23 protein-coding genes are annotated in these 26070 nt (G+C 69.6%); 10 read left to right on the forward strand and 13 right to left on the reverse strand.

Annotated features, from left to right (window positions below; all coding sequences use genetic code 11):
- The first annotated feature begins 50 nt into the window (after positions 1-50).
- The 4 genes from O4G76_RS11475 to O4G76_RS11490 all read left to right on the forward strand — a co-directional run bounded on the left by O4G76_RS11475 (position 51) and on the right by O4G76_RS11490 (position 4431).
- Positions 51-1235 (forward strand): TIGR03862 family flavoprotein, encoded by a 1185-nt coding sequence (locus tag O4G76_RS11475; RefSeq protein WP_269397452.1) that lies wholly within the window; start codon positions 51-53, stop codon positions 1233-1235.
- An 88-nt stretch (positions 1236-1323) separates the two neighbouring features.
- Positions 1324-3471 carry a YjbH domain-containing protein gene (locus O4G76_RS11480; RefSeq protein WP_269397453.1) on the forward strand — a complete coding sequence of 716 codons (2148 nt, stop codon included), beginning with the start codon at positions 1324-1326 and terminating at the stop codon, positions 3469-3471.
- 14 nt (positions 3472-3485) lie between these two features.
- Positions 3486-4109, forward strand: a complete 624-nt coding sequence (locus tag O4G76_RS11485; protein WP_269397454.1) for a YjbF family lipoprotein — start codon at positions 3486-3488, stop codon at positions 4107-4109.
- Between the two features lie 100 nt (positions 4110-4209).
- Positions 4210-4431: a hypothetical protein gene (locus tag O4G76_RS11490; RefSeq protein ID WP_085895362.1), complete on the forward strand. Its 222-nt coding sequence runs from the start codon at positions 4210-4212 to the stop codon at positions 4429-4431.
- A gap of 165 nt (positions 4432-4596) precedes the next feature.
- Here O4G76_RS11490 and holA read toward each other — a convergent pair whose 3' ends face one another.
- The 4 genes from holA to O4G76_RS11510 all read right to left on the reverse strand — a co-directional run bounded on the left by holA (position 4597) and on the right by O4G76_RS11510 (position 9973).
- Positions 4597-5619, reverse strand: a complete 1023-nt coding sequence (holA, locus tag O4G76_RS11495; protein ID WP_269397455.1) for a DNA polymerase III subunit delta — start codon at positions 5617-5619, stop codon at positions 4597-4599.
- Positions 5616-6104 carry an LPS assembly lipoprotein LptE gene (lptE, locus tag O4G76_RS11500; RefSeq protein ID WP_269397456.1) on the reverse strand — a complete coding sequence of 163 codons (489 nt, stop codon included), beginning with the start codon at positions 6102-6104 and terminating at the stop codon, positions 5616-5618. Before lptE ends, holA begins: the two co-directional genes overlap by 4 nt.
- Positions 6091-8649, reverse strand: a complete 2559-nt coding sequence (gene leuS, locus O4G76_RS11505; protein WP_269397457.1) for a leucine--tRNA ligase — start codon at positions 8647-8649, stop codon at positions 6091-6093. The genes lptE and leuS overlap by 14 nt, the downstream gene beginning before the upstream one ends.
- 202 nt (positions 8650-8851) lie before the next feature.
- Entirely contained in the window at positions 8852-9973 is a 1122-nt protein-coding gene (locus O4G76_RS11510) for a porin (protein ID WP_269397458.1), read from the reverse strand.
- Between the two features lie 180 nt (positions 9974-10153).
- On the opposite strand from O4G76_RS11510, the gene O4G76_RS11515 reads away from it, so the two are divergent.
- Positions 10154-10801 (forward strand): YggS family pyridoxal phosphate-dependent enzyme, encoded by a 648-nt coding sequence (locus O4G76_RS11515; RefSeq protein WP_269397459.1) that lies wholly within the window; start codon positions 10154-10156, stop codon positions 10799-10801.
- A gap of 28 nt (positions 10802-10829) precedes the next feature.
- Here the strand turns inward: O4G76_RS11515 and O4G76_RS11520 are convergent, their stop codons facing one another.
- Positions 10830-12068 (reverse strand): MFS transporter, encoded by a 1239-nt coding sequence (locus O4G76_RS11520; protein WP_269397460.1) that lies wholly within the window; start codon positions 12066-12068, stop codon positions 10830-10832.
- Positions 12069-12167: 99 nt separating this feature from the next.
- The gene (locus O4G76_RS11525) at positions 12168-12662 is read right to left on the reverse strand and encodes a GNAT family N-acetyltransferase (protein WP_269397461.1); all 495 of its coding nucleotides are present in this window, start codon (positions 12660-12662) and stop codon (positions 12168-12170) included.
- A 66-nt stretch (positions 12663-12728) separates the two neighbouring features.
- Between O4G76_RS11525 and zapE the strand changes: the two genes are divergently transcribed.
- Positions 12729-13802, forward strand: coding sequence for a cell division protein ZapE (zapE, locus tag O4G76_RS11530; protein WP_269397462.1), 1074 nt, complete (start codon positions 12729-12731; stop codon positions 13800-13802).
- A gap of 251 nt (positions 13803-14053) precedes the next feature.
- On the opposite strand, the gene O4G76_RS11535 is transcribed toward zapE, so the two are convergent.
- Genes O4G76_RS11535 through accD form a run of 3 tightly spaced genes read right to left on the reverse strand, consistent with a single transcriptional unit; the run spans position 14054 to position 16841 of the window.
- Positions 14054-14578, reverse strand: coding sequence for a hypothetical protein (locus O4G76_RS11535; RefSeq protein WP_269397463.1), 525 nt, complete (start codon positions 14576-14578; stop codon positions 14054-14056).
- Positions 14575-15852: a folylpolyglutamate synthase/dihydrofolate synthase family protein gene (locus O4G76_RS11540; RefSeq protein ID WP_269397464.1), complete on the reverse strand. Its 1278-nt coding sequence runs from the start codon at positions 15850-15852 to the stop codon at positions 14575-14577. The genes O4G76_RS11535 and O4G76_RS11540 overlap by 4 nt, the downstream gene beginning before the upstream one ends.
- The gene (gene accD, locus O4G76_RS11545) at positions 15849-16841 is read right to left on the reverse strand and encodes an acetyl-CoA carboxylase, carboxyltransferase subunit beta (protein WP_269397465.1); all 993 of its coding nucleotides are present in this window, start codon (positions 16839-16841) and stop codon (positions 15849-15851) included. The genes O4G76_RS11540 and accD overlap by 4 nt, the downstream gene beginning before the upstream one ends.
- A gap of 280 nt (positions 16842-17121) precedes the next feature.
- Between accD and ilvD the strand changes: the two genes are divergently transcribed.
- The 4 genes from ilvD to O4G76_RS11565 all read left to right on the forward strand — a co-directional run bounded on the left by ilvD (position 17122) and on the right by O4G76_RS11565 (position 22601).
- On the forward strand, positions 17122-18855 hold the full coding sequence (gene ilvD / locus O4G76_RS11550) for a dihydroxy-acid dehydratase (protein ID WP_269397466.1): 1734 nt from the start codon (positions 17122-17124) through the stop codon (positions 18853-18855).
- Positions 18852-19481: a DUF6478 family protein gene (locus tag O4G76_RS11555; RefSeq protein WP_269397467.1), complete on the forward strand. Its 630-nt coding sequence runs from the start codon at positions 18852-18854 to the stop codon at positions 19479-19481. Before ilvD ends, O4G76_RS11555 begins: the two co-directional genes overlap by 4 nt.
- A gap of 77 nt (positions 19482-19558) precedes the next feature.
- A complete protein-coding gene (locus O4G76_RS11560) occupies positions 19559-21574 on the forward strand; it encodes an NADPH-dependent 2,4-dienoyl-CoA reductase (protein ID WP_269397468.1) in 2016 nt (671 codons plus the stop codon).
- Between the two features lie 121 nt (positions 21575-21695).
- Positions 21696-22601 (forward strand): LysR family transcriptional regulator, encoded by a 906-nt coding sequence (locus tag O4G76_RS11565; RefSeq protein WP_085895377.1) that lies wholly within the window; start codon positions 21696-21698, stop codon positions 22599-22601.
- Between the two features lie 61 nt (positions 22602-22662).
- Here the strand turns inward: O4G76_RS11565 and O4G76_RS11570 are convergent, their stop codons facing one another.
- The 4 genes from O4G76_RS11570 to O4G76_RS11585 are packed head-to-tail and all read right to left on the reverse strand — an operon-like array spanning position 22663 to position 25982.
- On the reverse strand, positions 22663-23604 hold the full coding sequence (locus tag O4G76_RS11570) for a cation diffusion facilitator family transporter (protein ID WP_269397469.1): 942 nt from the start codon (positions 23602-23604) through the stop codon (positions 22663-22665).
- A gap of 46 nt (positions 23605-23650) precedes the next feature.
- Positions 23651-24568: an OmpA family protein gene (locus O4G76_RS11575; RefSeq protein WP_269397470.1), complete on the reverse strand. Its 918-nt coding sequence runs from the start codon at positions 24566-24568 to the stop codon at positions 23651-23653.
- The gene (locus tag O4G76_RS11580) at positions 24565-25251 is read right to left on the reverse strand and encodes a GNAT family N-acetyltransferase (RefSeq protein ID WP_269397471.1); all 687 of its coding nucleotides are present in this window, start codon (positions 25249-25251) and stop codon (positions 24565-24567) included. Before O4G76_RS11580 ends, O4G76_RS11575 begins: the two co-directional genes overlap by 4 nt.
- On the reverse strand, positions 25248-25982 hold the full coding sequence (locus tag O4G76_RS11585) for a molybdopterin-binding protein (RefSeq protein WP_269397472.1): 735 nt from the start codon (positions 25980-25982) through the stop codon (positions 25248-25250). The genes O4G76_RS11580 and O4G76_RS11585 overlap by 4 nt, the downstream gene beginning before the upstream one ends.
- Between the last annotated feature and the right edge of the window lie 88 nt (positions 25983-26070).

Consider the following 26070-nt stretch of genomic DNA (forward strand, 5'->3'; position numbering starts at 1 on the left):
TCGGGCCGCAGGTACGAAGGCGGTCCGCGGGGGCCGCGGGGAGGCATGGCGTGCGGGCACTGGTGATCGGCGGCGGACCGGCGGGGCTGATGGCGGCCGAGGAGCTGGCGGGCGCGGGTCTCCAAGTGTTGCTGGCCGAGCAGATGCCGACCATGGGGCGCAAGCTGCTGATGGCCGGCAAGTCCGGGCTCAACATGACCAAGGAGGAGCCGCGCGAGGCGTTCGAGGCGGCCTATGGCGCGGTGCCCGGGGCGCTGCGGGCGGCGCTGGCCGGATTTGGTCCCGAGGCGGTGCAGGCTTGGGCGCGCGGGCTCGGGCAGGAGGTCTTCACCGGTTCGACGGGCCGCGTCTTTCCCACCGTGATGAAGGCCTCGCCGCTGCTGCGGGCCTGGTTGGCGCGGCTGGCCGGGGCCGGGGTGGAGCTGCGCACCCGCTGGCGCTTCGTGGGCTGGGAGGAAGGCGGGGCCGCGTTCGAGACCCCGGAGGGGCGGCAGGTCGCGCAAGCCGACGTCACGGTGCTGGCGCTGGGCGGGGCAAGCTGGTCGCGGCTGGGCTCCGACGGGGCCTGGGCCACCTTGCTGCCGAACCACGTCGCGCCGTTCCGTCCCGCCAATATGGGCTTCGGCATCGACTGGTCGATGCATATGCGGCCGCATTTCGGCGCACCGGTCAAGCCGGTGGCGCTGATCGCCGGGGCGCGCCGGGTGCGGGGCGAATGCGTGATCTCGGCGCGCGGGCTCGAGGGCGGCGGCCTCTATGCGGTCTCGGCCGATCTGCGCGACGGCGCGGCGCTGGCGCTCGACCTGCTGCCGGATCTCGACGCCGAGGCGGTGACGCGAAAGCTGGCGCGGCCGCGCGGCAAGACGAGCCTCGGCAACCATCTGCGCAAGGCGCTGAAGCTCGACCCTGTACGGCTGGCGCTGCTGCAGGAATTCGCGCGGCCCCTGCCGAACAATCCCGACACCTTGGCGGCGCTGGTCAAGGCGCTTCCGGTGCCGCTCACCGGGCCGCACCCGCTCGACGAGGCGATCTCGACCGCGGGCGGGCTGCGTTTCGACGCGCTCGACGCGGGCCTGATGCTGCGCGACCGGCCCGGCGTTTTCGCCGCGGGCGAGATGCTCGACTGGGAGGCGCCGACGGGCGGATACCTGCTCACCGCCTGTCTGGCCACCGGACGCCATGCCGGGCGCGCGGCGGCGGCCTGGGCCGGGGCGGGACCCCGCGCCGAGGGCTAAGGCACGGCCGCGCGCCCGGTCGGCCCGGCTTTCAATTGCACCGACGCGCGGCTAGGGTGCGGCGAGCGAGCAGGGAGTGCAGCACGACATGACGATCCGAGCGATGCGCCGGGGCGGGGCGGCCAGCCTTGCGGCCCTTCTGGCGGCCGGGGCGGTGAACGCCCAGACGGTGTCCGACAGGGGCCTGAGCTACACGCTTTATGGCACGCCGGGGCTGATCGAGATGCCCTCGGCGCTGAGCGCCAAGGATGGCCAGATCGCCGCGACGATCGGCAATTTCGACGGCCAGACCCGCACCACATTCACCTTCCAGCTGTTGCCGCGCCTCTCGGGCAGCTTCCGCTACAGCCGGATCGAGGATTACAGCCTGCCGGGGCAGCGGGGGCAGGAAGACACCTATTTCGACCGCAGCTTCGACCTGCGCTATCGCTTCAACGACGAGACGGCGGTGATGCCCGCCTTTGCCATCGGCCTGCAGGATTTCCTCGGGACCGGTGCCTATGGGGCGGAGTATCTCGTCGCGACCAAGACCTTCGGCGATACGCTGCGGGTTTCGGCGGGTCTCGGCTGGGGTCGCTTCGGCTCCCATAACGGTTTCGACAACCCGCTGGGCGTGCTTGCCTCGGATTTCGACGAACGTCCGGATCTCGATTTCGAGGAAGGCGGCACGCTGGCCTTCGACCAGCTGTTCAGGGGCGACGCGGCGCTGTTCGCGGGGCTCGAATACGCCCCGACCGAAAAGCTCACGCTCAAGGCCGAATACTCCTCGGACGCCTATGAGCGCGAGACCGAGCTGGGGCTGATCGATCGCGATTCCCCGCTTAATTTCGGGGCGGTCTACCGGCCGTTGCCGGGGGTGCAGCTCGGCGCGTCCTGGCTCTACGGCTCGGAGCTGGCGCTGACCGGCACCTTCCTGATCGATCCGAGCGAGCGGCCCTATGGGCCCGGTCTCGACCCCGCTCCGGCACCGGTGAAGATCCGCCAGGGCGACGCCCGCGCGGCCCAGAGCTGGAATCGCGCGGCGCTGCCCGAAGCGACGATCGGCACGGCGCTGCAGCAGGCGCTGGCTGCCGAAGGGGTCGAATTGTCCTCGATCCAGCTGTCGGACCGCGCCGTGCGGCTGCGCTATACCAACACCCGCTACCGCGCCGAGGCGCAGGCGATGGGGCGGATCGCGCGGATGCTGAGCATCGGCCTGCCCGATTCGATCGAGAGCTTCACGCTCGAGCCGATGCAGCGCGGCGTGCCGCTCTCCGCCGTGACGCTGAGCCGGTCGGACATCGAGGCCTTCGCCGACACCGCCGGCGGCACCGAGGCGCTGTCCCGGCGCCTCGTGCTCGACGATGCGGGCCCGTCGGTGGGGCTGAAGCCGCTGCCGCGCGTCGATGACCGGTTCTCCTGGGGGCTCGCGCCCTATGCCCGTATCACCGTCTTCGACGGCGACGCGCCGTTCCAGGTCGAGCTCGGCGCGCAGGTCACCGCCAGCTACGAGATCACCGACAGCCTCGTCGCCTCGGGCACGCTGCGCCAGCAGCTCTATACCAACCGCGAGGATCCCGAGCTGATCGTGGCCGAGGGCGACGAGCCCTATCCGGTGCGCCGCAACGCCGCGCTCTACGCCAAGGAAGGCACCACCGGCTTCCGCGACCTGACGCTGGCGCAATACGGACGCCTCGCGCCGGACGTCTACGCCCGCACCACTCTGGGCTATCTCGAGGAGATGTATGGCGGCGTCTCGACCGAGGTGCTGTGGAAGCCCGCCGACAGCCGTCTCGGCCTCGGCGCGGAGGTCAACTACGCGCGGCAGCGCGATTTCGACCTCGGCTTCGGCTTTCAGGATTACGACGTCGTGACGGGCCATGCCTCGGCCTATTACGACTTCGACAACCGCTTCTACGGCCAGATCGATGTCGGCCGCTATCTCGCCGGGGATTGGGGTGCCACCTTCACGCTCGACCGCGAATTCGAGAACGGCTGGAGCGTCGGGGGCTATTTCACCCTGACCGACGTGCCGTTCGAGGATTACGGCGAAGGCTCCTTCGACAAGGGCATCCGGGTGACGATTCCGCTCGATTACGTGGTCGGCCAGCCGACGCGCCGCGAGGCGTCGAGCGCGCTCGCCTCTCTGCAGCGCGATGGCGGCGCCAAGCTGCGCGTGGACGGGCGGCTCTACGAGGTGGTCCGCGACGGCCACCTGAACGATCTCGACGATGGCTGGGGACGGTTCTGGAAATGACGATGCGGATCAGGATGACGGGCGCTCTCACGGCTCTGGCGCTGCTGGCGGGTTGCGGTGGCGGCGCGGGGGTCACCGCGGCGCTGCAAGGTGCGATCGCGCCGCTGGTCGGCACGCAGGCGGCCCCGGCGGGGGCCGCGGCCGCCGCTGCCCCTGCGGATCCCGCGACCTCGCGCCGGGTCGAGATCGCGGCGCTCGGCCTGTCGGGCACGGCGCGGCAGGTGATCGACAACGGTGTCTCGAAGAGCTTTTCGGGACCGGCCGGCTTCACCTACACGCTGCGTGACGGGATGCTGGTCTCGACCCGCGGCCTCGGCCCCGACCTGATGGCCGCCGATGCCCGCCAGAGCCGCGCCGCGCTGCGCGCCGGCGGCGGGCAGGCATTGCGGGTGCACGAGACGCTCGACGGGCTGGATCGAATCGAGCGGGCCGAGTTCAACTGCACCGTGAGCTTGCAAGGGGCCGAGGCCGTTAATCTCGGCAATCGTCAGGTGACCGCCCGGCGCTTCGACGAGGAATGCCAAGGCACGGGCCTGATCTTCACGAACTATTATTGGCTTGACGCTGCGGGGGAGATCATTTCGTCACGTCAGTTCATCAGCCAAAGTGTTGCATATTTGCGCAGCAGCGATCTTTAGTTTCGCATTCGGGCCGCGCCACACTGGTCATCCAGCTTGTGTGATACACCTATCTTGGCTATAGCCGACCTAACGCTTTGTTATCAACTGGAGTAGAGACATGCGCCTCACCAAGACCCTCGTCGCCGCCGCCCTCGCCGGCACCATGACCGCCTCTTCGGCTTTCGCCGGTGGCCTGGCCGTCGAGATCGTCGAGCCCCCGGTCGTCGTGGTCGAGCCCGAAGCCGAGCCCCGCGGCACCCTGGCTGGCCCGCTCGGCTTCCTGCTGCCGCTGGCCGCTGTCGCCGGTCTGGTCGCTCTGGCCGCTTCGGACGACTCCTGATTTCAGGACCATCCGGCCTTCGGGCCGGATGCTTGAGACGGCGGGCCTTCGGGTCCGCCGTTTTTCGTTTGGGGTACCCGCCTTCGCTGCCGAACGGCGGGCCTGTCGAAGCGGCATTCGCCTGCGCAGCGGGGAATTGATTCCGATCAGGGCCCGAAATCGGGATCAGCGCCGCGCCATCATCGCCAGCCGGATCAGCGCCCGCTCGACCAGCGCCTGCGCCGGCGCCCGGCTTGCCGAGCGCAGCTGCAGGTCGGTCTCGATCAGCAGGCTTACCGCCCGCTCCAGCCGATCACGGCCCCAGCCCGAGGCCTGACGGGTCATCGCGTCGCGGCGTGGCCCCCAGACCGGCGGCCTGAGCCGCGCGATTCCCTGGCCCGGCCCGCCCGGATCGCTGGCCACGGCGTGCAGCTGCCGGAAATGCCGGAGCGCCATGATGCATAGCGACACCGGCGTGGTGCCCTGCGCGTAGAGGCGGCGCAGCAAGGCCGCGATCTGCTGCGCCCGTCCCTCGGCCACCACCGCGAGCAGGGCGTCGGTCTCGGCCTCGGTGGAGCGGGGTGCGACGGCGGCGATGTCGGCGGCCGTGGTCGGCGTGGCGTCGCCATGCTTGTAGAGGCCGAGCTTTTCCACCGTTTGCCGGAAGGCGCCGGGATCGAGTGCGCGCGACAGTTCCGCGAGCAGCGCCCGCCCGTCGGAATCGGGGTCTGACACACCGGCCGCCCCGAGCATCGCGGCGATCTCCTCCGCGCCCGGCGGATCGTCGTAGATCCCGATCGAGACGGCGATGGGCTGCGCCTCGAACAGCTTGCGCAGCGCCGATTTCGACGGCAGCTGCCCGGCGGTGGCGATGATCTGCGCGTCTCCGGGGCGCCAGTCCTTCAGCGCCGCGTCGAACAGGCCCGAGAGTCCGTCCGTCGCGCCTTCGACGAAGACCACGCGCGGGCCGGGAAAGAAGCCTTGCGCCTTCACCGCGTCGATCAGGAGCGCGCCCTCGCGGCGCAGATCGGCGGCGGGCAGGCGGGTCAGCCGCATCTCGGCCTCGGCATCGGGCCCGGCGAGACCGGCGATAACCTCGGCCCGGCGCTGCGCCACGCGCATCGCGTCCTCGCCCCAGATCAGCGCGGCAGCGACCTTGGGGTCGGGCTTGCGGAAGAAGGCCGCAGCGTCGCGCGCCGAGAGCTTCATGGCAGCGCCGGGAGGACCAGCAGCCGGGTCACGATCTGGTCGGCGAGCAGCACCGACAGCCGCTCGCGCGCATCGCGCTCGGCCGCGTCGGAGGCGACGGTGCCGAGAGTGGCGGAGTAACCCGCGAACTCCTCGACCGCGCCCTCGGCCAAGGCCGGGCCACCCGCGACCGGGCGCAGCGCGTAGCTCGCGCGTCCCAGCAACCGGTAGCGCAGCACCGCGCCATCGGCGCTGATCGCGGCCTGCTCGACCTCTTCGGAGGTCTCGACATCGAGCTCGTAGAGCGGCTCGACCGGCGCGCCGAGCCGGTCCAGCAGCCGGGCACGCAGCAGGTAGCCCGGAAAGCTCGCCGGCGCCTCGACCGCGACCTTGCCACGCAGCCGCGCGGCGTCGTTGCCCGGCCCGTAGGCCGGGGCGAAGCCGCAGCCGCCGAGCGCCAGCGCCCCCAGCAGCAGGGTGCGGCGGCCGGGCTCAGAGAACCACATTGACGATCCGGCCGGGCACCACGATCAGCTTCTTCGGCGCGGACCCGTCGAGCGCCTTCGCCACCGCCTCGTCGGCCAGCACCAGCGCCTCGATCTCGTCCTTGGGCATCGCCTTGGGCACGGTGATCTCGGAGCGGCGCTTGCCGTTGATCTGGATCGGCAGGGTCACGCTGTCCTCGACGAGAAAGCGCTCCTCCGCCACCGGCCAGGGGGCCCGCGCCACGAAGCCTTCGCCGCCGAGCCGGGCCCAGATCTCTTCCGAGAGATGCGGGGTCATCGGCGACATCAGCTGCGCCAGCACCCGGGCCGCGCCGCGCCGGGCCTCGGCCGAGGCGGTGGATTTCGACAGCACCGAGGTGAAGGCGTAGAGCTTGGCGATGGCGGCGTTGAAGCCGAAGCTCTCGAGCCCCAGCGTCACGTCGCGGATCGTGCGGTGCAGCTGGCGCATGAGGTCCTCGTCCTGCGCCGCATCTCCATCGCCCGCCTCCGCGATCTCGTCGGCGATGCGCCAGACCCGGGCGAGGTGCTTGTGCGCGGCCTCGGCGCCGGCGGCGGTCCATTCGACATCGCGCTCGGGCGGGCTGTCGGACAGCACGAACCAGCGCGCGGTATCGGCGCCGTACTGCGCGAGGATCGCATCCGGGTCCACCACGTTCTTCTTCGACTTCGACATCTTGGCCGAGGGGATGATCTCGACCTTCTCGCCGGTCGCCTTCAGCGCGCCGTTCTCGACCGTCTCGGGCAGGTGGTAGACCGGTCGGCCATTGGCGTCGCGGGTCTGGTAGATCTCGTGCGTGACCATGCCTTGGGTAAAGAGCGCGTTGAACGGCTCGATCGCCTTTTCCGGCAGGTGCCCCGTCACATGCATCGCCCGTGCGAAGAAGCGCGAATAGAGCAGGTGCAGGATCGCGTGCTCGATGCCGCCGATATACTGATCGACATTCATCCAGTACTCGGCCTCGGCCAGATCGGTCGGCGTCCCGGCGCGCGGGCTGGTGAAGCGGGCGTAGTACCACGAGCTGTCCACAAAGGTGTCCATCGTGTCGGTCTCGCGGCGCGCATCCTTGCCGCAGCGCGGGCAGGGGACGTCGCGCCACGTGGCATGGCGATCGAGCGGGTTGCCCGGCACGTCGAAGCTCACGTCGTCGGGCAGGCGGACCGGCAGGTTCTCCTTCTTCTCGGGCACCGCGCCGCAATCGGCGCAATGCACGATCGGAATCGGGCAACCCCAGTAACGCTGGCGGCTCAGGCCCCAGTCGCGCAGGCGGAAGCGCGTCACGCCGCGGCCGACGCCGTGCTCTTCGCAAAACGCGATGGCCGCGTCGATCGCCTGCTCGCCGGTCTGCTCGGTCTCGCCGGCGAAACCCTTGATGTAGATCACCGGCTCGGTCTTGGGCGGCACGAAGGCCGGGCCACCATCCTCGGCCAGCGCCTGTCCGTCATCCTTGACCGGGGCGAAGGTCGAGATCACCGGCAGGTCGTATTTGCGCGCGAAGTCGAGGTCGCGCTGGTCGTGGCCGGGGCAGCCGAAGATCGCGCCGGTGCCGTAATCCATCAGCACGAAATTGGCGATCCACACGGGAAGCTCGCGGCCCTGATCGAACGGGTGCCGCGCCATGAGCCCGGTGTCGAAGCCCAGCTTCTCGCCGGTCTCCAGCGCCTCCTCGGTGGTGCCGCCCTTGCGCGCCTCGGCACAGAAGGTCGCCACGTCCTCGCGGTCGCGCTCCAGCGCCCGCGCCAGCGGGTGGTCGGGCGAGATGCCGATGAAGCTCGCGCCCAGAAGCGTGTCGGGGCGGGTGGTGTAGACCTCGATCCGGTCATGGCCATGCGTGGGCTCGGTCAGGCCGAAGGCCATCTCGAGGCCGCGCGAGCGGCCGATCCAGTTGGCCTGCATCAGCTTGACCTTGGCGGGCCAGTCGTCGAGCCCGTCCAGCGCCGCCAGCAGCTCGTCGGAATATTCGGAGATCTTGAAGAACCACTGGGTCAGCTCGCGCCGCTCGACCTCGGCGCCCGAGCGCCAGCCCTTGCCGTCGATCACCTGCTCGTTCGCCAGAACGGTCATGTCGACCGGGTCCCAGTTCACCACCGCGTTCTTGCGGTAGACGAGGCCTTTTTCGAGCATGTCGATGAACAGCGCCTGCTGCTGGCCGTAATATTCCGGGTCGCAGGTCGCGAATTCGCGGCTCCAGTCGATCGACAGACCCAGCGGCTTCATCTGCGCGCGCATGTCGGCGATATTGTTGTAGGTCCATTCCTTCGGGTGCCCGCCCGAGGCCATGGCGGCGTTCTCGGCGGGCATGCCGAAGGCATCCCAGCCCATCGGGTGCAGCACGTTGTGGCCCGTCGCCACCTTGTGGCGCGCGATCACGTCGCCCATCGTGTAGTTGCGCACATGGCCCATGTGGATCCGCCCCGAGGGGTAGGGGAACATCTCGAGCACGTAGTATTTCGGACGGCTCTCGTCGCGCCGCGCGGTGAAGAGGCCGGCCTCGTCCCAGGCGGCCTGCCATTTGGCTTCGATCTCGGCGGCGGTGTAGCGCGACATGTTGGGTGTCCCTCGGATGGTCTGGCACGTCTTGGGTGCGGGTCTGCAAGGGGGCGTTCCGGCCCGCTGGCGGTGATACTGCACATCGCGCGGACGTGCCACTCCCACGAGCTCCCGATTGCTCCCGCAGAATGCGGCCCCCGCAAAAGCGAAGGGCGGCTCCGATGGAGCCGCCCTTGCCTGAGAATGTGATCCGGTCGGATCAGAACTCGAAGGAGACCTCGACGGTCGTGCCTTCCTGGTACTCGGGATCGCCGATCTCGTCCTCGGAGTCGTCGTTGTCGTCTTCGCCGTAGGAGACGAGCAGCTGGGCGCCTTCGGCCAGCTCGTAGGTACCGGCGACGTAGTAGTCGTCACCCGCGTCAGAGACGCCGGCGTAGAAGTTCAGGCCCTGGCCCAGGTCGTAGCCAGCTTCGATCGCCCAGTCTTCGTCGCCGTCGACTTCTTCCCAAGCGGTCGAGACGGTGAGGGCGCCCGAGACGTAGTCCACGGCGACGCCGTAGCCGTCATCCTGAGCCGACTCGGCCACGTAGAAGGCGCCGAGCGTGACGGGGCCGATCGGGAAAGCGACCTCGATGCCGGCCGAGTCTTCGTCGGTGGTCATGTCACGGGCATAGGCCACGTCGACATCGGCGCCGGCGAAGGCGGTGCCGACCGAGATGCCGAAGATCTCGTTCGGGTTGAAGTCGCCGTTGTCGATCTCGTCGGGCTCACCGTCGAAGGGGGGCTCGAGATCGAGAGCCGGGGAATAGTCGAACTCTTCCGCCTGATAGGCAGCGCTCATCTCGAACGCACCGAAGGTGCCGGCGACGCCGATCGAGTACTGGTCGATGGAGTCGTCTTCCGGGGTGACGTTGCCGTCGAAGGTGTCGTCAACCAGACCCGACATCGAGATGTCGAGGCCATAGGCCATGAAGTCACCGCGCAGCACGGTCTCGCCGTCGGTCTCGGAGAAGCCGTCCTGGGCCATTTCCGAAACGCCGTCCCAGCGCAGGTTGGCAGCCATGTCGGTGTCGCCGAAGAACAGGCCGGCGGTCTCGGAGGTCAGCGACAGCACGTAGCCTTCGGCGAAGATGTCGCCTTCGAGCTGGTTGTCGACGACGTCGGAGGTGACGGTCGCGGCGGCGACGAGGCCGTTGTCGAGCTCCTGGGTGAAGGTGATGCCGAGCTCGGCATCCCAGTAGAAGCCCTGATCTTCGTCGGCTTCGGAGATTGCGTCGGTGTCGTTGTAGCCGAGAGCGGCTTCACCGTTGAAGCTGATTTCAGCGGCGGCGGCGCCGGCAAAGGCCACGATCGAGGCCGAGGCGAGCAGGATGCGTTTCATGGATTTCCCTCGTGTTTGCATTCCCGAGAATGCCAGTCGAGCCAGCATTGGAGGTTTCATTGCGCACCAGACCCTTCACACTCAAGGAGTTTGGCCCCCCCTCCCGGTGCTGCCCGAAAATTGATGCAACGGGGTCACACACATGTCAGACCACCTCTCGGAACCAAGCAGGAGATGCCCATGTCGCTCGACCGGATCCGTCGAAGCATCGCCGAGGCGGCCCGCGCGGCCGGTCGTGACCCCGCTGACGTCACCCTCGTCGCGGTCTCCAAGATGCAGCCCGAGTCGCGGGTGCTGCCGGTGCTCGAGGCCGGGCAGAGGGTCTTCGGCGAGAACCGGGTGCAGGAGGCACAGTCGCGCTGGGGGGCGCTGGCGCCGCGCTTTCCGGGAACCGAGCTGCACATCATCGGCCCGCTGCAGACCAACAAGGCGCGCGCCGCGATGGAGATCGCCCATGCGATCCACTCGCTCGACCGGCCCCGGCTCGCCGAGACGCTGGCACGGCTCGCGCAGGAATTGGGCCGCTGTCCCCAGCTCTTCGTGCAGGTCAACACCGGCGAGGAGCCGCAGAAGGCCGGGGTGCTGCCCGCCGAGACCGACGGGTTCGTGGCACGCTGCCGCGACCTCGACCTGCCGGTGGTCGGGCTGATGTGCATTCCGCCCGCCGAGGAGGACCCCGCGCCGCATTTCGACATGCTGCGCGAGATGGCCGCGCGCAACGGTCTCGCAGGGCTGTCGATGGGGATGAGCGGCGACTTCGAGGCCGCGATCGCGAGGGGCGCCACCCATGTGCGGGTGGGCTCGGCGATCTTCGGCGCGCGCGACTAGGGGCGACCAGGGCGGGCTCTGCCCGGGTTTAGGCGGGGGCGGCGATCGGGGCCCGGGCCTCGCGGATCGGCAGGTGCACGATCGCCGAGAGCGCTCCGACGCCGACGCCGACCCACCACACCGCCTCGTAATTGCCGTAGATGTCGTACATCCGCCCGCCGAGCCAGACGCCCAAGAAGCTGCCCAGCTGGTGGCTGAAGAACACGATGCCGTAGAGCGTGCCCATGTAGCGCAGCCCGTAGAGATGCGCGACGAGGCCGGAGGTGAGCGGCACCGTGGCGAGCCACAGGCTGCCCATCACGCCCGAGAAGATCAGCACCGTCGCCGGCGTCATCGGCGTCAGGATGAACCACGCCGCCGCCAGCGTCCGACCGGTATAGATCCCGGCCAGCAGGTACTTGCGGCTGTAGCGCTTGCCGGCCCAGCCCGCCGCGATGGTGCCCGCGATGTTGGCCAGCCCGATCAGCGAGATCGCCACCGCGCCGAGGCCCGCGGTCGTGGTGATGCCCAGCGAGGCCAGCACGCCGCCGGCAGCGATCGGCGCGCAGATCTCGGTCACGAAGGCCGGGAAATGCGCGGTGATGAAGGCCAGCTGGTAGCCGCAGGAGAAGAAGCCGATGAAGATCAACGCATAGGAAGGGTCCCGCGCGGCGCGGCCCAGCACGCGGGCCATGCTCTCCTGCAGCTCCGCCGTAGAGGCGGGGGCGGGAGAGCGCATCATCGGCAGGGTCAGCAAGCTGGCGAGAATCAGCCCGGCGAAGACGAGGAAGACCGATTGCCAGGTCATGTAGCCCAGCAGGATCTCGGCCATCGGCGCCCCGAATACCTGCCCCGCCGATCCCGCCGCCGTCGCCACCGCGAGCGCCATCGAGCGATTCTCGTCCGATGCGGCGCGGCCCACCACGGCGAGGATCACCCCGAAGCCGGTGCCGGCGATACCGAAGCCCACCAGGATCTCCAGAAGCTGGTGCTGGATCGGCAGGGTCGCGCCCGCCGACAGGATCAGGCCGGCGGCATAGGCCAGAGCGCCCAGCACGATCGCCTTGCGGTCGCCGACCTTCTCGGCCATCGCCGCGAAGAGCGGCTGGCCGATTCCCCAGGCAAGGTTCTGGATCGCGATGGCGAGCGAAAACTCGGCCCGCGGCCAGCCGAACTCCTCGGCGATGGGGATCTGAAACACGCCGAAGCTCGCACGGATGGCGAAGCCCGCCATCACGATGATGCAACCGGCGATCAGGACGGGGGAGAAGAGCGGCTGACGTGTCATGCGCGATCTAGGCGCCGCCGACGCCGCGGTGTCAATCTCTGGCGTTTCGCGGGCGGCAGCGCCGGGTTTTGCGTATTTGGGGAACAAAGTTGCCCAAGATCAGGGGCGGGGGGCGGCGTCCCACAAATAGAGCAGGTCGGTGATCTCCGCGGCCCCGATCCGCTCGGGCCGGCGCTCGGCCAGTCGCGCGCCCGTGGCCTCGTAGAATCGGCTGGCGCGGTCATTGCCGCCCAACACCAGCGCGGATAGCCGCCCCGGCGCGGGGCCGAGTGCCGCGGCAAGGAGTGCGCGACCGAGGCCCCGGCCCTGCGCGGCGCGGGTGATGTAGAGGGCATGAAGCTCGTCTGGATAGCCGCGCGCCGCGAGCGCCGCCTCGCGCTGCGGGCCGATCTGCGCGAAGCCCGCCCCCGGCGCGATCACGATGCGGCTGCCGCCTCGGGCGATCTGCCCATGCCATTGCCGCAGCCGAAAGTCGCGGTCGAAGCGCGCGATCTCTTCCGCGGGCAGCAGCCCGGGATAGGTTTCGGCCCAGCAGGTCACGTGCAGGTCGGCCAGTTCGGGCGCGTCGCTGGGTCGGGCGGGGCGGATCTCCATGGCCGCGACCCTCGCGCGCGCGGCGCCGCTTTGCAATGCGCCGGGCGGCAGCTATGTCGCCATCCCATGAGCATCGAAGACGCCTACCGCGCCCGCATCGAGCAGGGCGCGCTGAAACCCGACCCGGCGCAAGAAGCCGTGCTGCCCGCGCTCGACCGCGTGGCCCGCGACCTCGCGCGCCAGCCCGAGCCGCAGCGCGGCGGCTGGTTCCGAAAGCCCAAACCCCCGGAGCCGGTGAAGGGGCTGTACCTCTGGGGCGGGGTCGGGCGCGGCAAGTCGATGCTGATGGACCTGCTCTACGAGGAGATCGACCTGCCCAAGGCGCGCTGGCACTTCCACGCCTTCATGCAGCGGGTCCACGCCGACATGAACAAGGCCCGCGCGCAGGGCGTCGACGACGCCATCGCGCCGGTGGCCGAGGGGCTGGCGGGCGAGCTGCGGTTCCTCGCCTTCGACGAGATGCAGATCACCGACATCACCGATGCGATGATCGTCGGTCGACTGTTCGAGAAGCTGTTCGAGCAGGGCGTCACCATCGTCACCACCTCGAACCGGGTGCCGGACGACCTCTACAAGGACGGGCTGAACCGCCAGCTGTTCCTGCCGTTCATCGACAAGTTGAAGAAGCGGATGGAGGTGCTGGAACTGGAAAGCCCCGTCGATCATCGGCAGGGGCGGCTCAAGGGCTCGGAAAGCTGGATCATGCCCAATGATTCGAGCGCGCGCGCGAAGCTCGACGCGATCTGGGCGGATCTGGCGGGCGCGCCGGGGGGCGAGCCGCTCGTCCTGCGCGTGTCAGGGCGCGAGGTGACCGTGCCGGAATACCGCAACGGCATCGCGCGGGCGGGATTTCACGAGCTGTGCGGCCGGCCTCTCGGCGCGGCCGACTACCTCGCGCTCGCCGAAGCGGTGAAGATGCTGATGATCGACGGCGTCCCTCGGCTGTCGCGCTCGAACTTCAACGAGGCGAAGCGATTCGTGACGCTGATCGACGCGCTCTACGAGGCGAAGACCCGGCTCGTGGCCTCGGCAGCGGCGGCGCCCGCCTATCTCTATGTCGAGGGCGAGGGCAGCTTCGAATTCGAACGCACCGCGAGCCGGCTCGAAGAAATGCAGGGCGAGGATTGGGGGCGCGTCTGATGCAGTATGAAGGGGGCCGTTTCCCCTGACCCCCTTCCTCACTGCCCGTAAACCTGCCAAAGTCTCGATCTTTCCTGCCGAGATCTTCGGTTCGTTCCCCTGCATTCAAAATCCTGAATTGACCGGGGCGGGTCAACCGAAGGGCGTAGTTTCGTAACGTCGTTAACTTTTTGCGGGATGATGATCGCGGCTCGCATATTGGCGCAAATCGGCAGGTTCGCTGTGCCATCCTTGGGCGCAATTGCCTGTATTCATGGCAAAGCTGGCTCTCGCTGGCGCATAGACAGCACCATCGGCGCGTCGCAGTCGGGCGAGACCGGCGCGGTTGAGGCGATGAGCGGCGTCCACCATGGAATCGTCGATTCGGACACGAATCGGTTGTCGACGCAGATATCCTGCCCTGCATTGCCGGCATTGAAGCCGAAGCCCGGATCGCCGCAATTCGCGACGCCGCCATCGGCGTTCCAGGCCTGGAACACGCCGATCCCCGGCATCGGAAAGCGCATGTCGCGGGGGTCGAAGCTCAGCAGCCAAGTGGTCTCGGGCGTGAGCGCGTCGAGGCTCCAGCCGCCGATTCGCACGCCGCCTTGCCAGCCGGTGATCTCGAAATGGGTTAGATCGGATTCGATGACGCGCGCTGCCTGCAACAGGGCGTCCGGAAAGCGCATGGTGCCGGTCATGCTGTAGCCCGAGGCACCGCGCCAGCAGAAATGCAGCTCCACCCCCTGCGCGGGTCCGGCGGCCAGCGCCGCGAGAAGCGCTGGCCAAAGCTTCATCCGTTGTCGCGCAACACGTGGCCCGCCAGGTAGAGCGAGCCGCAGATCAGGATGCGCGCGCCCGGTTCCCGCGCGGTGATGGCGCGGATCGCCGCGGCCACGTCATCGGCCTCTGCCACCTGTGCGAAACCCGCCATGCGGGCGGCGGCGGCGGTCTCGGCGGCGGGAATGGTGTTGACCTCCCCGGGGATCGAGACCGCCTGAAGGCTTTGCGCCACCTCGGCCAAGGGGCGCAGATAGCCCGCGATATCCTTGGTGTTGAGCATGCCGCAGACGAGATGCGTCGCGCGCTCGGGCAGGTCGCGCAGCGTCCGTGCCAGCATCGTGCCCGCCGCCGGGTTGTGGCCGCCATCGAGCCACAGCTCGGCCGTCCCGGCGAGATCCACCAGCGGGCCGCGGCCCAGCTTCTGCATCCGGGCGGGCCACTGGGCGCGGGTCGCGGCCTCGCAGACAGCCTCGTCGCGGCCCAGCGCCCGCAGCGCCGCGATGGCGGTGCCTGCGTTCACCAGCTGATGCGGACCGCGCAGGGTGGGCAGCGGCAGGTCCAGAAGCCCGCGCTCGTCCTGGTAGATCAGGCGGCCGCGCTCGGTCGTGACATGCCAGTGCTGGCCATGCGCCAGAAGCGGCACGCCGAGCCGCGCGGCCTTGGCCTCGATCACCTCGAGCGCGGCCTCGTGCTGCGGGGCCACCACGCAGGGCACGCCGCGCTTGAGGATGCCGGCCTTCTCGCCCGCGATCTCTTCGAGCGTTTCGCCCAGATATTGCTGGTGGTCTAGATCGACGGGGGTGATGACGGTGAGCGCCGGACGCTCGACCACGTTGGTCGCGTCGAGGCGGCCGCCGAGGCCGGTCTCGAGCAGCGTCCACTCAGCCGGGTTCTCGGCAAAGGCCAGGAGCGCCGCCGCCGTGGTGATCTCGAAATAGGTGATCGGGTCGGGGCCGTTCGCCGCGTGGGTGCGGTCCAGCAGATCGGTCAGCGCCGGCTCGGAGATCAGCTCGCCCGCGAGTCGGATCCGTTCGTGAAACCGCGCCAGATGCGGCGAGGTATAGGCGTGGACGCGGTCGCCCGACGCCTCGAGCCCGGCGCGGATCATCGCCTGGGTCGAGCCCTTGCCGTTGGTCCCGGCGAGATGGATCACCGGGGGCAGCCGCCGCTCGGGATGGTCCAGCGCCGCCAGCAGCCGCCACACCCGGTCGAGCGTCAGGTCGATGACCTTGGGGTGCAGCGTCATCATCCGCGCGAGGATTGCGTCGGATCCGGGCGCGGCGCTCATTTCTTCGACGTCTCCGCCTTCTTGACGGGGGCGGGCTTTGCGGCCGGGGTTTCGACCGGCTTGTCCTGCGCCGCCTCGGCATCCTTGGCCGCCGCCGGTTCCGGCGTGGCCGGGGCGGGCAGATCGCCCATCACGGCGGGCTCCAGCCCCATCAGCATCCGGGTGATGCCGATCAGCTCCTCGCGCAGCTTGCCGCGCGCCGTCACCCGGTCCAGCATGCCGTGGTCGAGCAGGTACTCGGCGCGCTGGAATCCCTCGGGCAGCTTCTCGCGGATCGTCTGCTCGATCACGCGCGGACCTGCAAAGCAGATCAGCGCGTTCGGCTCGGCGATCTGCACGTCGCCCAGCATCGCGTAGGAGGCGGTGACGCCGCCGGTGGTCGGGTGCGTCAGCACCACGATATAGGGCAGCCCGGCTTCCTTGAGCATCTCCACCGCGACCGTGGTGCGCGGCATCTGCATCAGGCTGAGAATTCCCTCCTGCATGCGCGCGCCGCCGGCGGCGGAGAAGAGCACCAGCGGGCATTTCAGCTTCACCGCGCGTTCGGCCGCCGCGATGATCGCGTTGCCGACATACATGCCCATCGACCCCGCCATGAAGGAGAAGTCCTGACCGGCAGCGACGATCTTGGTGCGGCCGATCTCGCCCTCGGCCACCAGCATCGCCTCCTTCTCGGAGGTCTTGCGGCGGGCTTCCTTGATCCGGTCGACATATTTCTTCTGGTCGCGGAAGTTGAGCGGATCGGCGATCGGCTCGGGCACCTTCACCTCCGTGAAGACGCCGCCGTCGAACAGCGCCTTGAACCGGTCGCGTGGCGTGATCGCCATATGGTGTTCGCAGTTGGTGCAGACGTTGAGATTGTCCGCCAACTCGCGGTGGAACAGCATCGTCCCGCACTCGTCGCACTTGGTCCACAGGTTCTCGGGCACCTCGCGGCGCGAGAAGATCGAGTTGATCCGCGGACGGACGTAGTTGGAAATCCAGTTCATCTTGCAGCTCCGGGCGCGTCGGGTCGAGACGGAGATACGCCCCGCGACGTCGGAATGCAATTCGGCCCGCTGCCGCGTTACCGAAGCAGGGCTTGGCCCGGGAGGGGGTTTGCGGATCTGTCCCGAAAGCGCGGGCCGCTGGGGCCTTCGTTGCGGGTTTCGGGTGGAAAATGCGCGGATTGTGCCGCCTTGCCGCCTCGGGGAGGGTCATCGCGGCTTGCCGTTGCGGCGGGGCCTGTCTATCCCTTGCCACCAGCCAACTCCGGGAAGGGACAGCCCCATGACCAACGCCCGTTTCGACAAGACGAAACTGCCCAGCCGCCACGTGACCGAAGGGCCCGAGCGCGCCCCGCACCGGAGCTACTTCTATGCCATGGGCATCTCGGAAGAAGAGATCCACCAGCCCTGGGTCGGCGTCGCCACCTGCTGGAACGAGGCCGCGCCCTGCAACATCGCGCTGAACCGGCAGGCGCAGTCGGTGAAGATGGGCGTGAAGAAGGGCGGCGGCACGCCGCGCGAGTTCACCACCATCACCGTCACCGACGGCATCGCGATGGGCCACGAGGGCATGCGCTCCTCGCTCGCCTCGCGCGACGCGATCGCCGACACGGTCGAGCTGACCATGCGCGGCCATTGCTACGACGCGCTGGTGGGCCTCGCGGGCTGCGACAAGTCGCTGCCGGGGATGATGATGGCGATGGTGCGGCTGAACGTCCCGTCGGTGTTCATCTATGGCGGTTCGATCCTGCCGGGCAAGCTCAACGGCAAGGATGTCGTCGTGCAGGACGTGTTCGAGGCGGTGGGCCAGCACGCCGCCGGCAACATGTCGGACGCGGAGCTGGCGATCCTCGAGCGCGTGGCCTGCCCCTCGGCCGGGGCCTGCGGCGGGCAATACACCGCCAACACCATGGCCTGCGTCTCCGAGGCCGTGGGCCTCGCGCTGCTGAACTCCTCTGGCGCGCCCGCGCCTTACGAGAGCCGCGACCAGTATGGCGATTTCTCCGGCCAGGCCGTCATGAACCTGATCGAGAAGAACATCCGCGCCCGCGACATCGTCACCCGCCAGAGCCTCGAGAACGCGGCGCGCGTGGTGGCCTGCACCGGCGGTTCGACCAATGCTGGCCTGCACCTGCCGGCCATCGCGCATGAGGCGGGGATCGATTTCGACCTGCTCGACATCTGCGACATCTTCCGCGACACGCCCTATTTCGTGAACCTGCGGCCGGGCGGCGAATACGTCGCCAAGGACCTGCACGAGGCGGGCGGCGTGCCGGTGGTGATGAAGGAGCTGCGCAAGTCGGGGCTGCTGCACGAGGATTGCATCACCGCCTCGGGGCGCTCTCTCGGCGAGGAACTCGACCGCATCGACCGCGAGGCCGATGGCCGGGTGATCCACACCGTCGCCAGCCCGATCACGCCGACCGGCGGCGTCGTCGGCCTCAAGGGCAACCTCGCGCCCGATGGCGCCATCGTGAAGGTCGCGGGCATGGCCAAAGAGGATCAGGTCTTCACCGGCCCGGCCCGCGTCTTCGAATGCGAGGAAGAGGCCTTCGAGGCGGTGCGCAAGCGCGAATACGCCGAGGGCGACGTGATCGTGATCCGCAACGAGGGCCCGGCGGGCGGCCCCGGCATGCGCGAGATGCTCTCGACCACTGCCGCGCTCTCGGGGCAGGGCATGGGCAAGAAGGTGGCGCTGATCACCGATGGCCGCTTCTCGGGCGCGACCCGCGGCTTCTGCGTCGGTCATGTCGGCCCCGAGGCCGCGCATGGCGGTCCGATCGCGCTGGTCAGGACCGGCGACGTGATCACCATCGACGCGATCAAGGGCGAGATCTCGGTCGACCTGTCGGATGCCGAGCTGGCCGAGCGCAAGGGCGCGTGGAAAGGCCCGCGCACCAACGACTACACCGCCGGCGCACTGTGGAAATACGCGCAGCTCGTGGGTTCGGCCCGCAAGGGTGCGGTGACGCATCCCGGCGCGCAGGGCGAAAGCCACGTCTACATGGACCAGTGAGACGGTTCGGCCTGCCTTGGCGGGCCGGAGCTGGCCGTCCGATCCGCACACCCTTCGGGGCGGCGGCGCGGGCGGCCTCGCCTTTGCGCCAGCCCGGCGCGGATTGGGCCTGGCGGCCCGGGCCGTGGGGCGGGGCGGTGGGTTCGACCGACCCGGTCGCGAACGCCACCGACCTCGGTTGCAATGTGCGGCTGTTCCACGATGCGGCGCAGGGAGAGGTCTGGCTTGATCGCGGCACGGACGATACCGGCGCGATGCATCCGCTGCAGCTTGGTCTCGACGGCTTCGACGGCGGTTTCCTCAGCCTTGCTATTGCCCTGCCCAAGGGCACACTGGCGGGGCTGGAGCGGCGCCATCTGCTGGGCCTCGACCTCGCATGGACAGCGCGGGACATGCCGCGCGCCTATGCCCGTCTCAACCTGAAGCAGGGGCCCAACAGCGAAACGCTGCTACGCGATTTACCTCGGGACGGAGTGAGCGGCACCGAGTTCGATCTCTGGCCGCTCGGGATCGAGCCCGAGCGGGTGGATACGGGCTGGATCGACCTGATTTTCGAGGCACCGCTGCCGACGCGGATCGAGATCCGCGATCTGGTGGTGGCGCGCAGGCCCCGCGCCGGGCTCTGAGCCGCGAGGTTGACGCCGCGTCGATGGTGACGCGCGCGTCAAGCGCCGCCAATCTCCGGCCACCAGGGAGGCCCGACATGTCCGCATATCCGACGCTGCTATCGCCGATCGACCTCGGGCCGCTCCGCCTGCCCAACCGGGTGATGATGGGCTCCATGCATACCGGGCTCGAGGAGACCGGCGACTGGGACCGAGTCGCGGCCTTCTACGCGGCCCGCGCCCGTGGTGGCGCGGGGCTGATGGTGACGGGCGGCATGGCGCCCAACCGCGAGGGCGGCGTCTATCCCGGCGCGGCCGGGCTCTTTAGCGAAGAGGACATCGCGAACCACGCCCGGGTCACCGGTGCGGTTCACGAGGCGGGGGGGCGCATCGCCATGCAGATCCTGCATGCGGGCCGTTATGCCTATTCCAAGCACTGCGTCGCGCCGTCGGCGATCCGGGCCCCGATCAGCGCCTTTACCCCCAACGCGCTCGACGAGGCGGGGATCGAGAAGCAGATCGCCGACATAGCCACCGCCGCCGCCCGCTCGGTCGAGGCGGGCTATGACGGGGTCGAGGTGATGGGCTCGGAGGGCTATTTCCTCAACCAGTTCCTCGCGCCGCGCACCAATCGCCGCGAGGATCGCTGGGGCGGCAGTCTCGAGAACCGGATGCGCCTGCCGGTCGAGGTGGTGCGCCGGGTCCGCGCCGCGCTGGGCCCCGAAAAACTGCTGATTTACCGCATCTCGCTGATCGATCTGGTGCCGGAGGGGCAGGACTGGTCCGAGATCGTGGCTCTGGCCGATGCCGTGATCGAGGCGGGTGCCGACGTGCTCAACACCGGCATCGGCTGGCACGAGGCGCGGGTGCCAACCATCGTGACCTCCGTGCCGCGCGCCGCCTTCGCGCATCTGACCGCGAAGCTGCGCGCGGAGGTCGCGGTGCCGGTCATCGCCTCGAACCGGATCAACACGCCCGAGGTGGCCGAGACGATTCTCGCCGAGAGCCAGGCCGACATGATTTCCATGGCGCGCCCCTTCCTCGCCGATCCGGATTTCGTCGCCAAGGCGGCGCGGGGCGATGCCGCGCGCATCGCGCCCTGCATCGCCTGCAATCAGGCCTGTCTCGATCACACCTTCTCGGGCAAGCTGTCGTCCTGCCTCGTCAATCCGCGCGCCTGCCACGAGACCGAGCTGGTGCTGGAGCCGGTCACGACCCCGCGCCGCATCGCGGTGGTCGGCGCCGGGCCGGCGGGCCTCTCGGCGGCGCTGGCCGCGACCGAGCGGGGGCACGCGGTGACGCTGTTCGACAGGGCGGAGCGGATCGGCGGCCAGCTGCATTACGCCGCCGCGATACCCGGCAAGGAGGAGTTCCGCGGCCTGATCGACTGGTTCGAGACGGAAGTGGCCGCCAGCGCGGTCGATCTGCGCCTCGGCCACGCGCCGAGTGCCGAGGAACTGGCTGACTTCGACGCGGTGATCGTCGCCACCGGCGTGCGACCGCGTGATCCGGGCATCCCCGGGCAGGAGAGGGACAAGGTGATCTCCTATGTCGACCTGCTGTCGGGGCGGGTGCAGGCGGGGCCGCGAGTCGCCGTGGTCGGCGCGGGCGGCATCGGCTTCGACGTGGCCGAGTATCTGGTGACCGGGCACAGCACCACCATCGACCCGCCCGCCTGGCGCGCCGAATGGGGCGTGGCCGATCCCTCGGTCGCGCGCGGCGGCCTCGCCCCCGAGGGGCCGCGCCCCGACCCGGCGATCCGCAAGGTGACGCTGCTGCAGCGCAAGGCCGAGAAGCTGGGCAAGCGGCTCGGCAAGACCACCGGCTGGGTGCATCGCGCGGGCCTGCAGATGCGCGCCGTCGAGATGCTGGGCGGCGTGAGCTACGAGCGGATCGATGCGCAGGGGCTGCATGTCACCACCCCCGAGGGGCCGCGGCTGATCGAGGCCGACACCATCGTGCTCTGCGCGGGTCAGGAGAGCGAGCGGAGGCTGGCCGAAGCCCTGCGCGACAGTGGGGTGGAGGCGCATCTGATCGGCGGCGCGGATGTCGCGGCCGAGCTCGATGCCAAGCGCGCGATCGATCAGGGCACGCGGCTCGCCGCCACGCTCTAGCTGTTTCCGCCTGCGCATCGGTCGCGCCCAAACCGCTATATTGTCAGGGCGCGGACCAATTCATGCCCGAATCCTCCCTCATCCATGAGGCCGACCGAAACGAACAGCGTGGAGAACGGCCATGGACAGGCTGACCGAGATGGAGGCCTTCGCCACCGTGGTGGACCAAGGCGGGTTCACCGATGCGGCACGCAAGATGGGCATCTCCAAGTCCGCGGTGTCCAAGCATGTCTCCTCGCTCGAGGCGCGGCTGGGCGCGCGGCTCTTGAACCGCACCACGCGACGCGTCTCTCCGACCGAGATCGGCCTGGCCTATTACGACCGCGCCCGGCGTGTGCTCAACGACGCGGGCGAGGCCGACGCGCTGGTCACCTCGATGCAATCCGCGCCCTCGGGCCTGCTGCGGATCTCGGTGGCCACCGATTTCGGGGTCAATCACCTGAGCCCGGTGCTCGGCGATTTCCTTCAGGAATTTCCCGACATCACCGTCAACATGGTTCTCAACAACCGCTTCGTGGAGCTGATCTCCGAGGGTTTCGACATGGCGGTGCGGATCGGCGAGCTGGAGGACAGCACGCTGCGCGCCCGCAAGCTTACCGAGACCTCCAAGAAGATGATCGCCTCCCCCGCCTATTTCGAGCGATATGGCCGCCCCGCGCGGATCGACGACCTGAACGAGCACAAGCTGCTCCATTACTCGAACGCCGCCAATGGCGCGGTGTGGAAGCTCACCGCCCCCTCCGGGGAAAAGCGGCAGGTGCGCACTGCGGGCTGGCTCACCGTCAATGACGGGCAATCGCTGCTCAATGCCTGCATTGGCGGGCTCGGCATCGCCTATCTGCCGTCCTTCCTCTACGCGGACGCGCTGCGAAAGGGTCTCGTGGAAGAGGCGATCCCGGACCTGCCGACCGAGACGCAGGGCATCTACGCGGTCTACCCGCCGGGTCGCTTCACCCAGCCCAAGGTCCGCGCCTTCATCGATTTCCTGGTCGAGGCCTTCGCCGAGAAGGGTCCCGACACCTGGTAGCCCCGAAAGCGGACCTGCATCCCGCTTTCGACCTTGCGACCCCTTCGGGGGTCGCATTTTTTCATCCGTGGCCGATCGCGCAGGCGCCATCGCAGGCATGCGCCGCGCATTCCATCTCCAGCGTCACATGGCCGATGCCGTAGCGTTCCCCCAGGGCGCGCTTCACCCGCGCCTTGATCGCGTCGGCTTCGCCCCAGCGCCCTTGCGGCACCGCGACATGCGCATCGAGCGCGGGCGTGTTCTCCTGCATCTGCCACAGATGCACGTGGTGGACCGAGGCGACGCCGTCGATGCCGCGCAGGTGGTCGAGCACGGCCGCCGTGTCGAGATCAGGCGGCGCGCCGAGCATCAGGATGCGGATCACGCCGCCGATCTGCCCCAGCGACATCCACAGGATGTAGCCGGCGATCGCCAGCGTCACCGCCGGATCGACCCAGACCCAGCCGAAGACCAGCACCGCGACGCCCGCCACGATCACCGCGACCGAGCCCAGCGCATCGGCGAGGTTGTGCGCGAAGGCGGCGCGGATGTTCACGCTGTCCCTGGACATCGCGTAGGTCAGGGCGGCGGTGACGAGATCGACAACCAGCGCCAGCCCGGCGACCCAGATCATGATCCAGCCGATGACCGGCTCGGGGGCGAAGATGCGCGCGATCGCCTCGTAGCCGAGATAGAGCCCGATCAGGATGAGCGTGGTGTAGTTGACCAGCGCCGCCACCACCTCGGCCCGGCCATAGCCGAAGGTCATCTCCGCATCCGCGGGACGCCGGGCGATGCGGCGGGCCGCAAGGGCGATGCCGAGCGAGACCGCGTCCGAGAGGTTGTGCAGCGCGTCGGCGATCAGCGCGAGGCTGCCGGATACGAGACCGCCCACGATCTGCGCCAGCGTCAGCGCGAGGTTGACCGCGATCGCGCCGCCGACCCGCCAGTCGCCGGCCTCCGGGTCGATATGGTGGTGATGGTGGCCGTGACCGCCATGATGCTGGTGCGAATGTCCGGGCATGCCTGTCCTCCAACCATGATCCATGGAAGACCGTTGCGCCGCGAATTCAACCCCCCGGGACCACCGCCTCGACCCGGCGATTGGCGGCGCGGCCCTCCGCCGTGGTGTTGGGCGCGCGCGGGGCGAGCCAGCCCGCCCCGTGGGCATCGAGCCGGGCGGGCGCGATGCCGGCCTCGGTGAGTCTGCGCCGCACCGCCTCGGCCCGTCGCCGCGACAGCGCGATATTGGCGTCGAGCGGACCGGTCATGTCGGTATGGCCCACCAGCACGAGGCGGCGCGACGGATCGGCGGCAAGCCACGCGGCCAGGGCGTCGAGCGCCGGGATTTCGGCCACGCGCAGCTCGGCGCTGCCGGGGGCGAAGTCGATGCCGTCCAGCACGACGTGCCCGTCGCGCATAAGTGCGCCGGGCAAGCCATCGGGCGCCGGAATGTCCGGGCGCGTGGCGGCCGGAGCGGTGACGGGCATGGCCTCGCCACCGGGCGTGACCGTGGCGAGTTGCAGGAATGCGGAGGGGCCGGCGCGGCTCGCCAGCGCGCTCACGGCGACCGCGCCTGCGGGCTCGTCGCGCCGGGCCGAGAGGGCCCGGAACGCGCCGAGGTCGACATGCATCTCCGGCGGCGGCAGCACCTCGGTCCCATAGCGGAAATCGAAGCCGCCGCAGTCCTCCGCCGCGCAGTCGAGCAGGATCTCGAAGCCCGCGCGCTCCAGCGCCGCGCGGATCGGCGCGATGATTCGAGCCGGATCGGGAGCATCCGCGATGCGCCACGCCTCTATCCGCACGTCTCCCTGCAACTGCATGGCAGGGGGCGGCCCGTCGCGGGCGGGACCGGTTGGCAGGGCATAGGCATCGGCCTCGCGCAGGATCCCGGCCGTTCGGACCGCGCCGTCGGGAAGCGGCAGTTCCGGCGGCTGCGCCAAGGCGAGGCCGGGCCAGAGCAGGGCCAGTGGCAGCATCCGCCTCATGCGGCGGCGCGACGGTAGTGATAGCCGGTCAGTTCCGCATAGCCGAGACCGGCATAGAGGGCACGGGCGGGGGCGTTGGCACGGGTCACCGCGAGGCAGAGGCTCTGCGCGCCGGCGGCGCGGGCCCAGCCCGCCGCCATCGCCATCAGCGCCCGTCCCGCGCCACGCCGCCGCGCCGGTGCCGCGACCTCGAGCGCGTGCAGCATCGCGTGGCGTTCATGGCAGGCGACAAAGGCGCAGGCCTGCGCGGCCCACAGCACCGTCTTGGGCGCCGCCACCCGTTGCATCACGGCGATGCGCGACGGGCCGATGCCGCCAGCCTCCCAGATCGCGAGTTGCTCGGGGCGCGGCGGCCAGACGGCGCGGGGGCTGCCTGTCTCGAGCATGTCCAGTGGCGCGGCAAGGATCAGGGTCGGATCGACGATCCCGTATCCGCGCGCGTCCAGCACCGCGTCGAGATCGTCCTCGCCTTGGCGCAGCATGAAGAGCGGCGCGCGACCGGCCGCGCGCATCGCCGTCTCGGCGGCAATGACGTCGGCGGGTTGCCAGGGCCCTTCCGGCGTCGTGGCCGAAACCCGGCTGCCGCCGCCCGCGCCGTCGCGCAGCCGCATCGGCCCGAGATCGCGCGTGGCCGCGGCGGGCCATGTTGCGGCGAGCGTCGCGAAGCCCGCCTGCGGCGTCACGCTTCGAGCCAGCCGGAGAGCTGCACCAGTGCCGCCTCGATCTCGGCGCCGTCGCCGCCCCGGATCACGACATTGGTGCCGGAGACCCCGTTCTCGGTGAACGGGTAGGAGCCGATGGCCAGCGTCGGATGCGCGCGGGCAAGCTCGGAGAGCGGCTCGGCCACGTCGCCCTCGCCGCGCTCGACGCGCAGGGATTGCGACAGCACCGGACGGCCGCCGGGAATCGTCGGCAGGATCCCGGCCAGCATCGCCTCGAAGATGCGCGGCACGCCCGCCATGACATGAACGTTGCGCAGCGAGAATCCCGGCGCGGCGCTGACCGGGTTGTCGATCAGCGTGGCGCCGTCGGGAATGCGCGCCATGCGCAGCCGGGCGGCGTTCAGTTCGACCCCACGGGCCTCGTAATGCGCGGCGAGGATCGCGCGGGCGTCGTCGCGCACGCCGATCGGCGTCTGCATCGCCGCGGCCACCGCCTCGGCGGTGATGTCGTCATGGGTCGGGCCGATGCCGCCCGAGGTGAACAGGTGGTCATGCGCGGCCGACAACTCGCGCACCGCCGCGACGATGGCGTCGTGGTCGTCAGAGATCACCCGCGCCTCGCGCAGGTCGATGCCGCGCAGCGTCAGTTCGCGCGCGAGATGGTTCATGTTGCTGTCGCGGGTCCGCCCCGAAAGGATCTCGTCGCCGATGACGAGCATGGCGGCGGTGGGGTTGCTGGTCCGTTCGGTCATTGGCGGGCTCCGTCTGTTGCCTCAAGGTATAGGGCAGGGGCGGGGCCATTTCCACGCGAGCGGGTGGATTCCCCCGGCCATAGGGCCT

This window comes from Limimaricola sp. G21655-S1 (assembly GCF_027213785.1).
In the GTDB taxonomy this organism is placed as follows: domain Bacteria; phylum Pseudomonadota; class Alphaproteobacteria; order Rhodobacterales; family Rhodobacteraceae; genus Limimaricola.

Bases quoted from the DNA above. Each gene is read 5' to 3' on its own strand.
- O4G76_RS11490 (WP_085895362.1), top strand. From the start codon at position 4,210: ATGCGCCTCACCAAGACCCTCGTCGCCGCCGCCCTCGCCGGCACCATG.
- O4G76_RS11585 (WP_269397472.1), bottom strand. From the start codon at position 25,982: ATGACCGAACGGACCAGCAACCCCACCGCCGCCATGCTCGTCATCGGC.
- O4G76_RS11525 (WP_269397461.1), bottom strand. From the start codon at position 12,662: ATGGAGATCCGCCCCGCCCGACCCAGCGACGCGCCCGAACTGGCCGAC.
- O4G76_RS11565 (WP_085895377.1), top strand. From the start codon at position 21,696: ATGGACAGGCTGACCGAGATGGAGGCCTTCGCCACCGTGGTGGACCAA.
- accD (WP_269397465.1), bottom strand. From the start codon at position 16,841: ATGAACTGGATTTCCAACTACGTCCGTCCGCGGATCAACTCGATCTTC.
- O4G76_RS11515 (WP_269397459.1), top strand. From the start codon at position 10,154: ATGTCGCTCGACCGGATCCGTCGAAGCATCGCCGAGGCGGCCCGCGCG.
- O4G76_RS11480 (WP_269397453.1), top strand. From the start codon at position 1,324: ATGACGATCCGAGCGATGCGCCGGGGCGGGGCGGCCAGCCTTGCGGCC.
- O4G76_RS11570 (WP_269397469.1), bottom strand. From the start codon at position 23,604: ATGCCCGGACATTCGCACCAGCATCATGGCGGTCACGGCCACCATCAC.
- O4G76_RS11560 (WP_269397468.1), top strand. From the start codon at position 19,559: ATGTCCGCATATCCGACGCTGCTATCGCCGATCGACCTCGGGCCGCTC.
- O4G76_RS11535 (WP_269397463.1), bottom strand. From the start codon at position 14,578: ATGAAGCTTTGGCCAGCGCTTCTCGCGGCGCTGGCCGCCGGACCCGCG.
- leuS (WP_269397457.1), bottom strand. From the start codon at position 8,649: ATGTCGCGCTACACCGCCGCCGAGATCGAAGCCAAATGGCAGGCCGCC.
- lptE (WP_269397456.1), bottom strand. From the start codon at position 6,104: ATGTGGTTCTCTGAGCCCGGCCGCCGCACCCTGCTGCTGGGGGCGCTG.
- O4G76_RS11510 (WP_269397458.1), bottom strand. From the start codon at position 9,973: ATGAAACGCATCCTGCTCGCCTCGGCCTCGATCGTGGCCTTTGCCGGC.
- holA (WP_269397455.1), bottom strand. From the start codon at position 5,619: ATGAAGCTCTCGGCGCGCGACGCTGCGGCCTTCTTCCGCAAGCCCGAC.
- O4G76_RS11520 (WP_269397460.1), bottom strand. From the start codon at position 12,068: ATGACACGTCAGCCGCTCTTCTCCCCCGTCCTGATCGCCGGTTGCATC.
- zapE (WP_269397462.1), top strand. From the start codon at position 12,729: ATGAGCATCGAAGACGCCTACCGCGCCCGCATCGAGCAGGGCGCGCTG.
- O4G76_RS11485 (WP_269397454.1), top strand. From the start codon at position 3,486: ATGACGGGCGCTCTCACGGCTCTGGCGCTGCTGGCGGGTTGCGGTGGC.
- O4G76_RS11575 (WP_269397470.1), bottom strand. From the start codon at position 24,568: ATGAGGCGGATGCTGCCACTGGCCCTGCTCTGGCCCGGCCTCGCCTTG.
- O4G76_RS11540 (WP_269397464.1), bottom strand. From the start codon at position 15,852: ATGAGCGCCGCGCCCGGATCCGACGCAATCCTCGCGCGGATGATGACG.
- ilvD (WP_269397466.1), top strand. From the start codon at position 17,122: ATGACCAACGCCCGTTTCGACAAGACGAAACTGCCCAGCCGCCACGTG.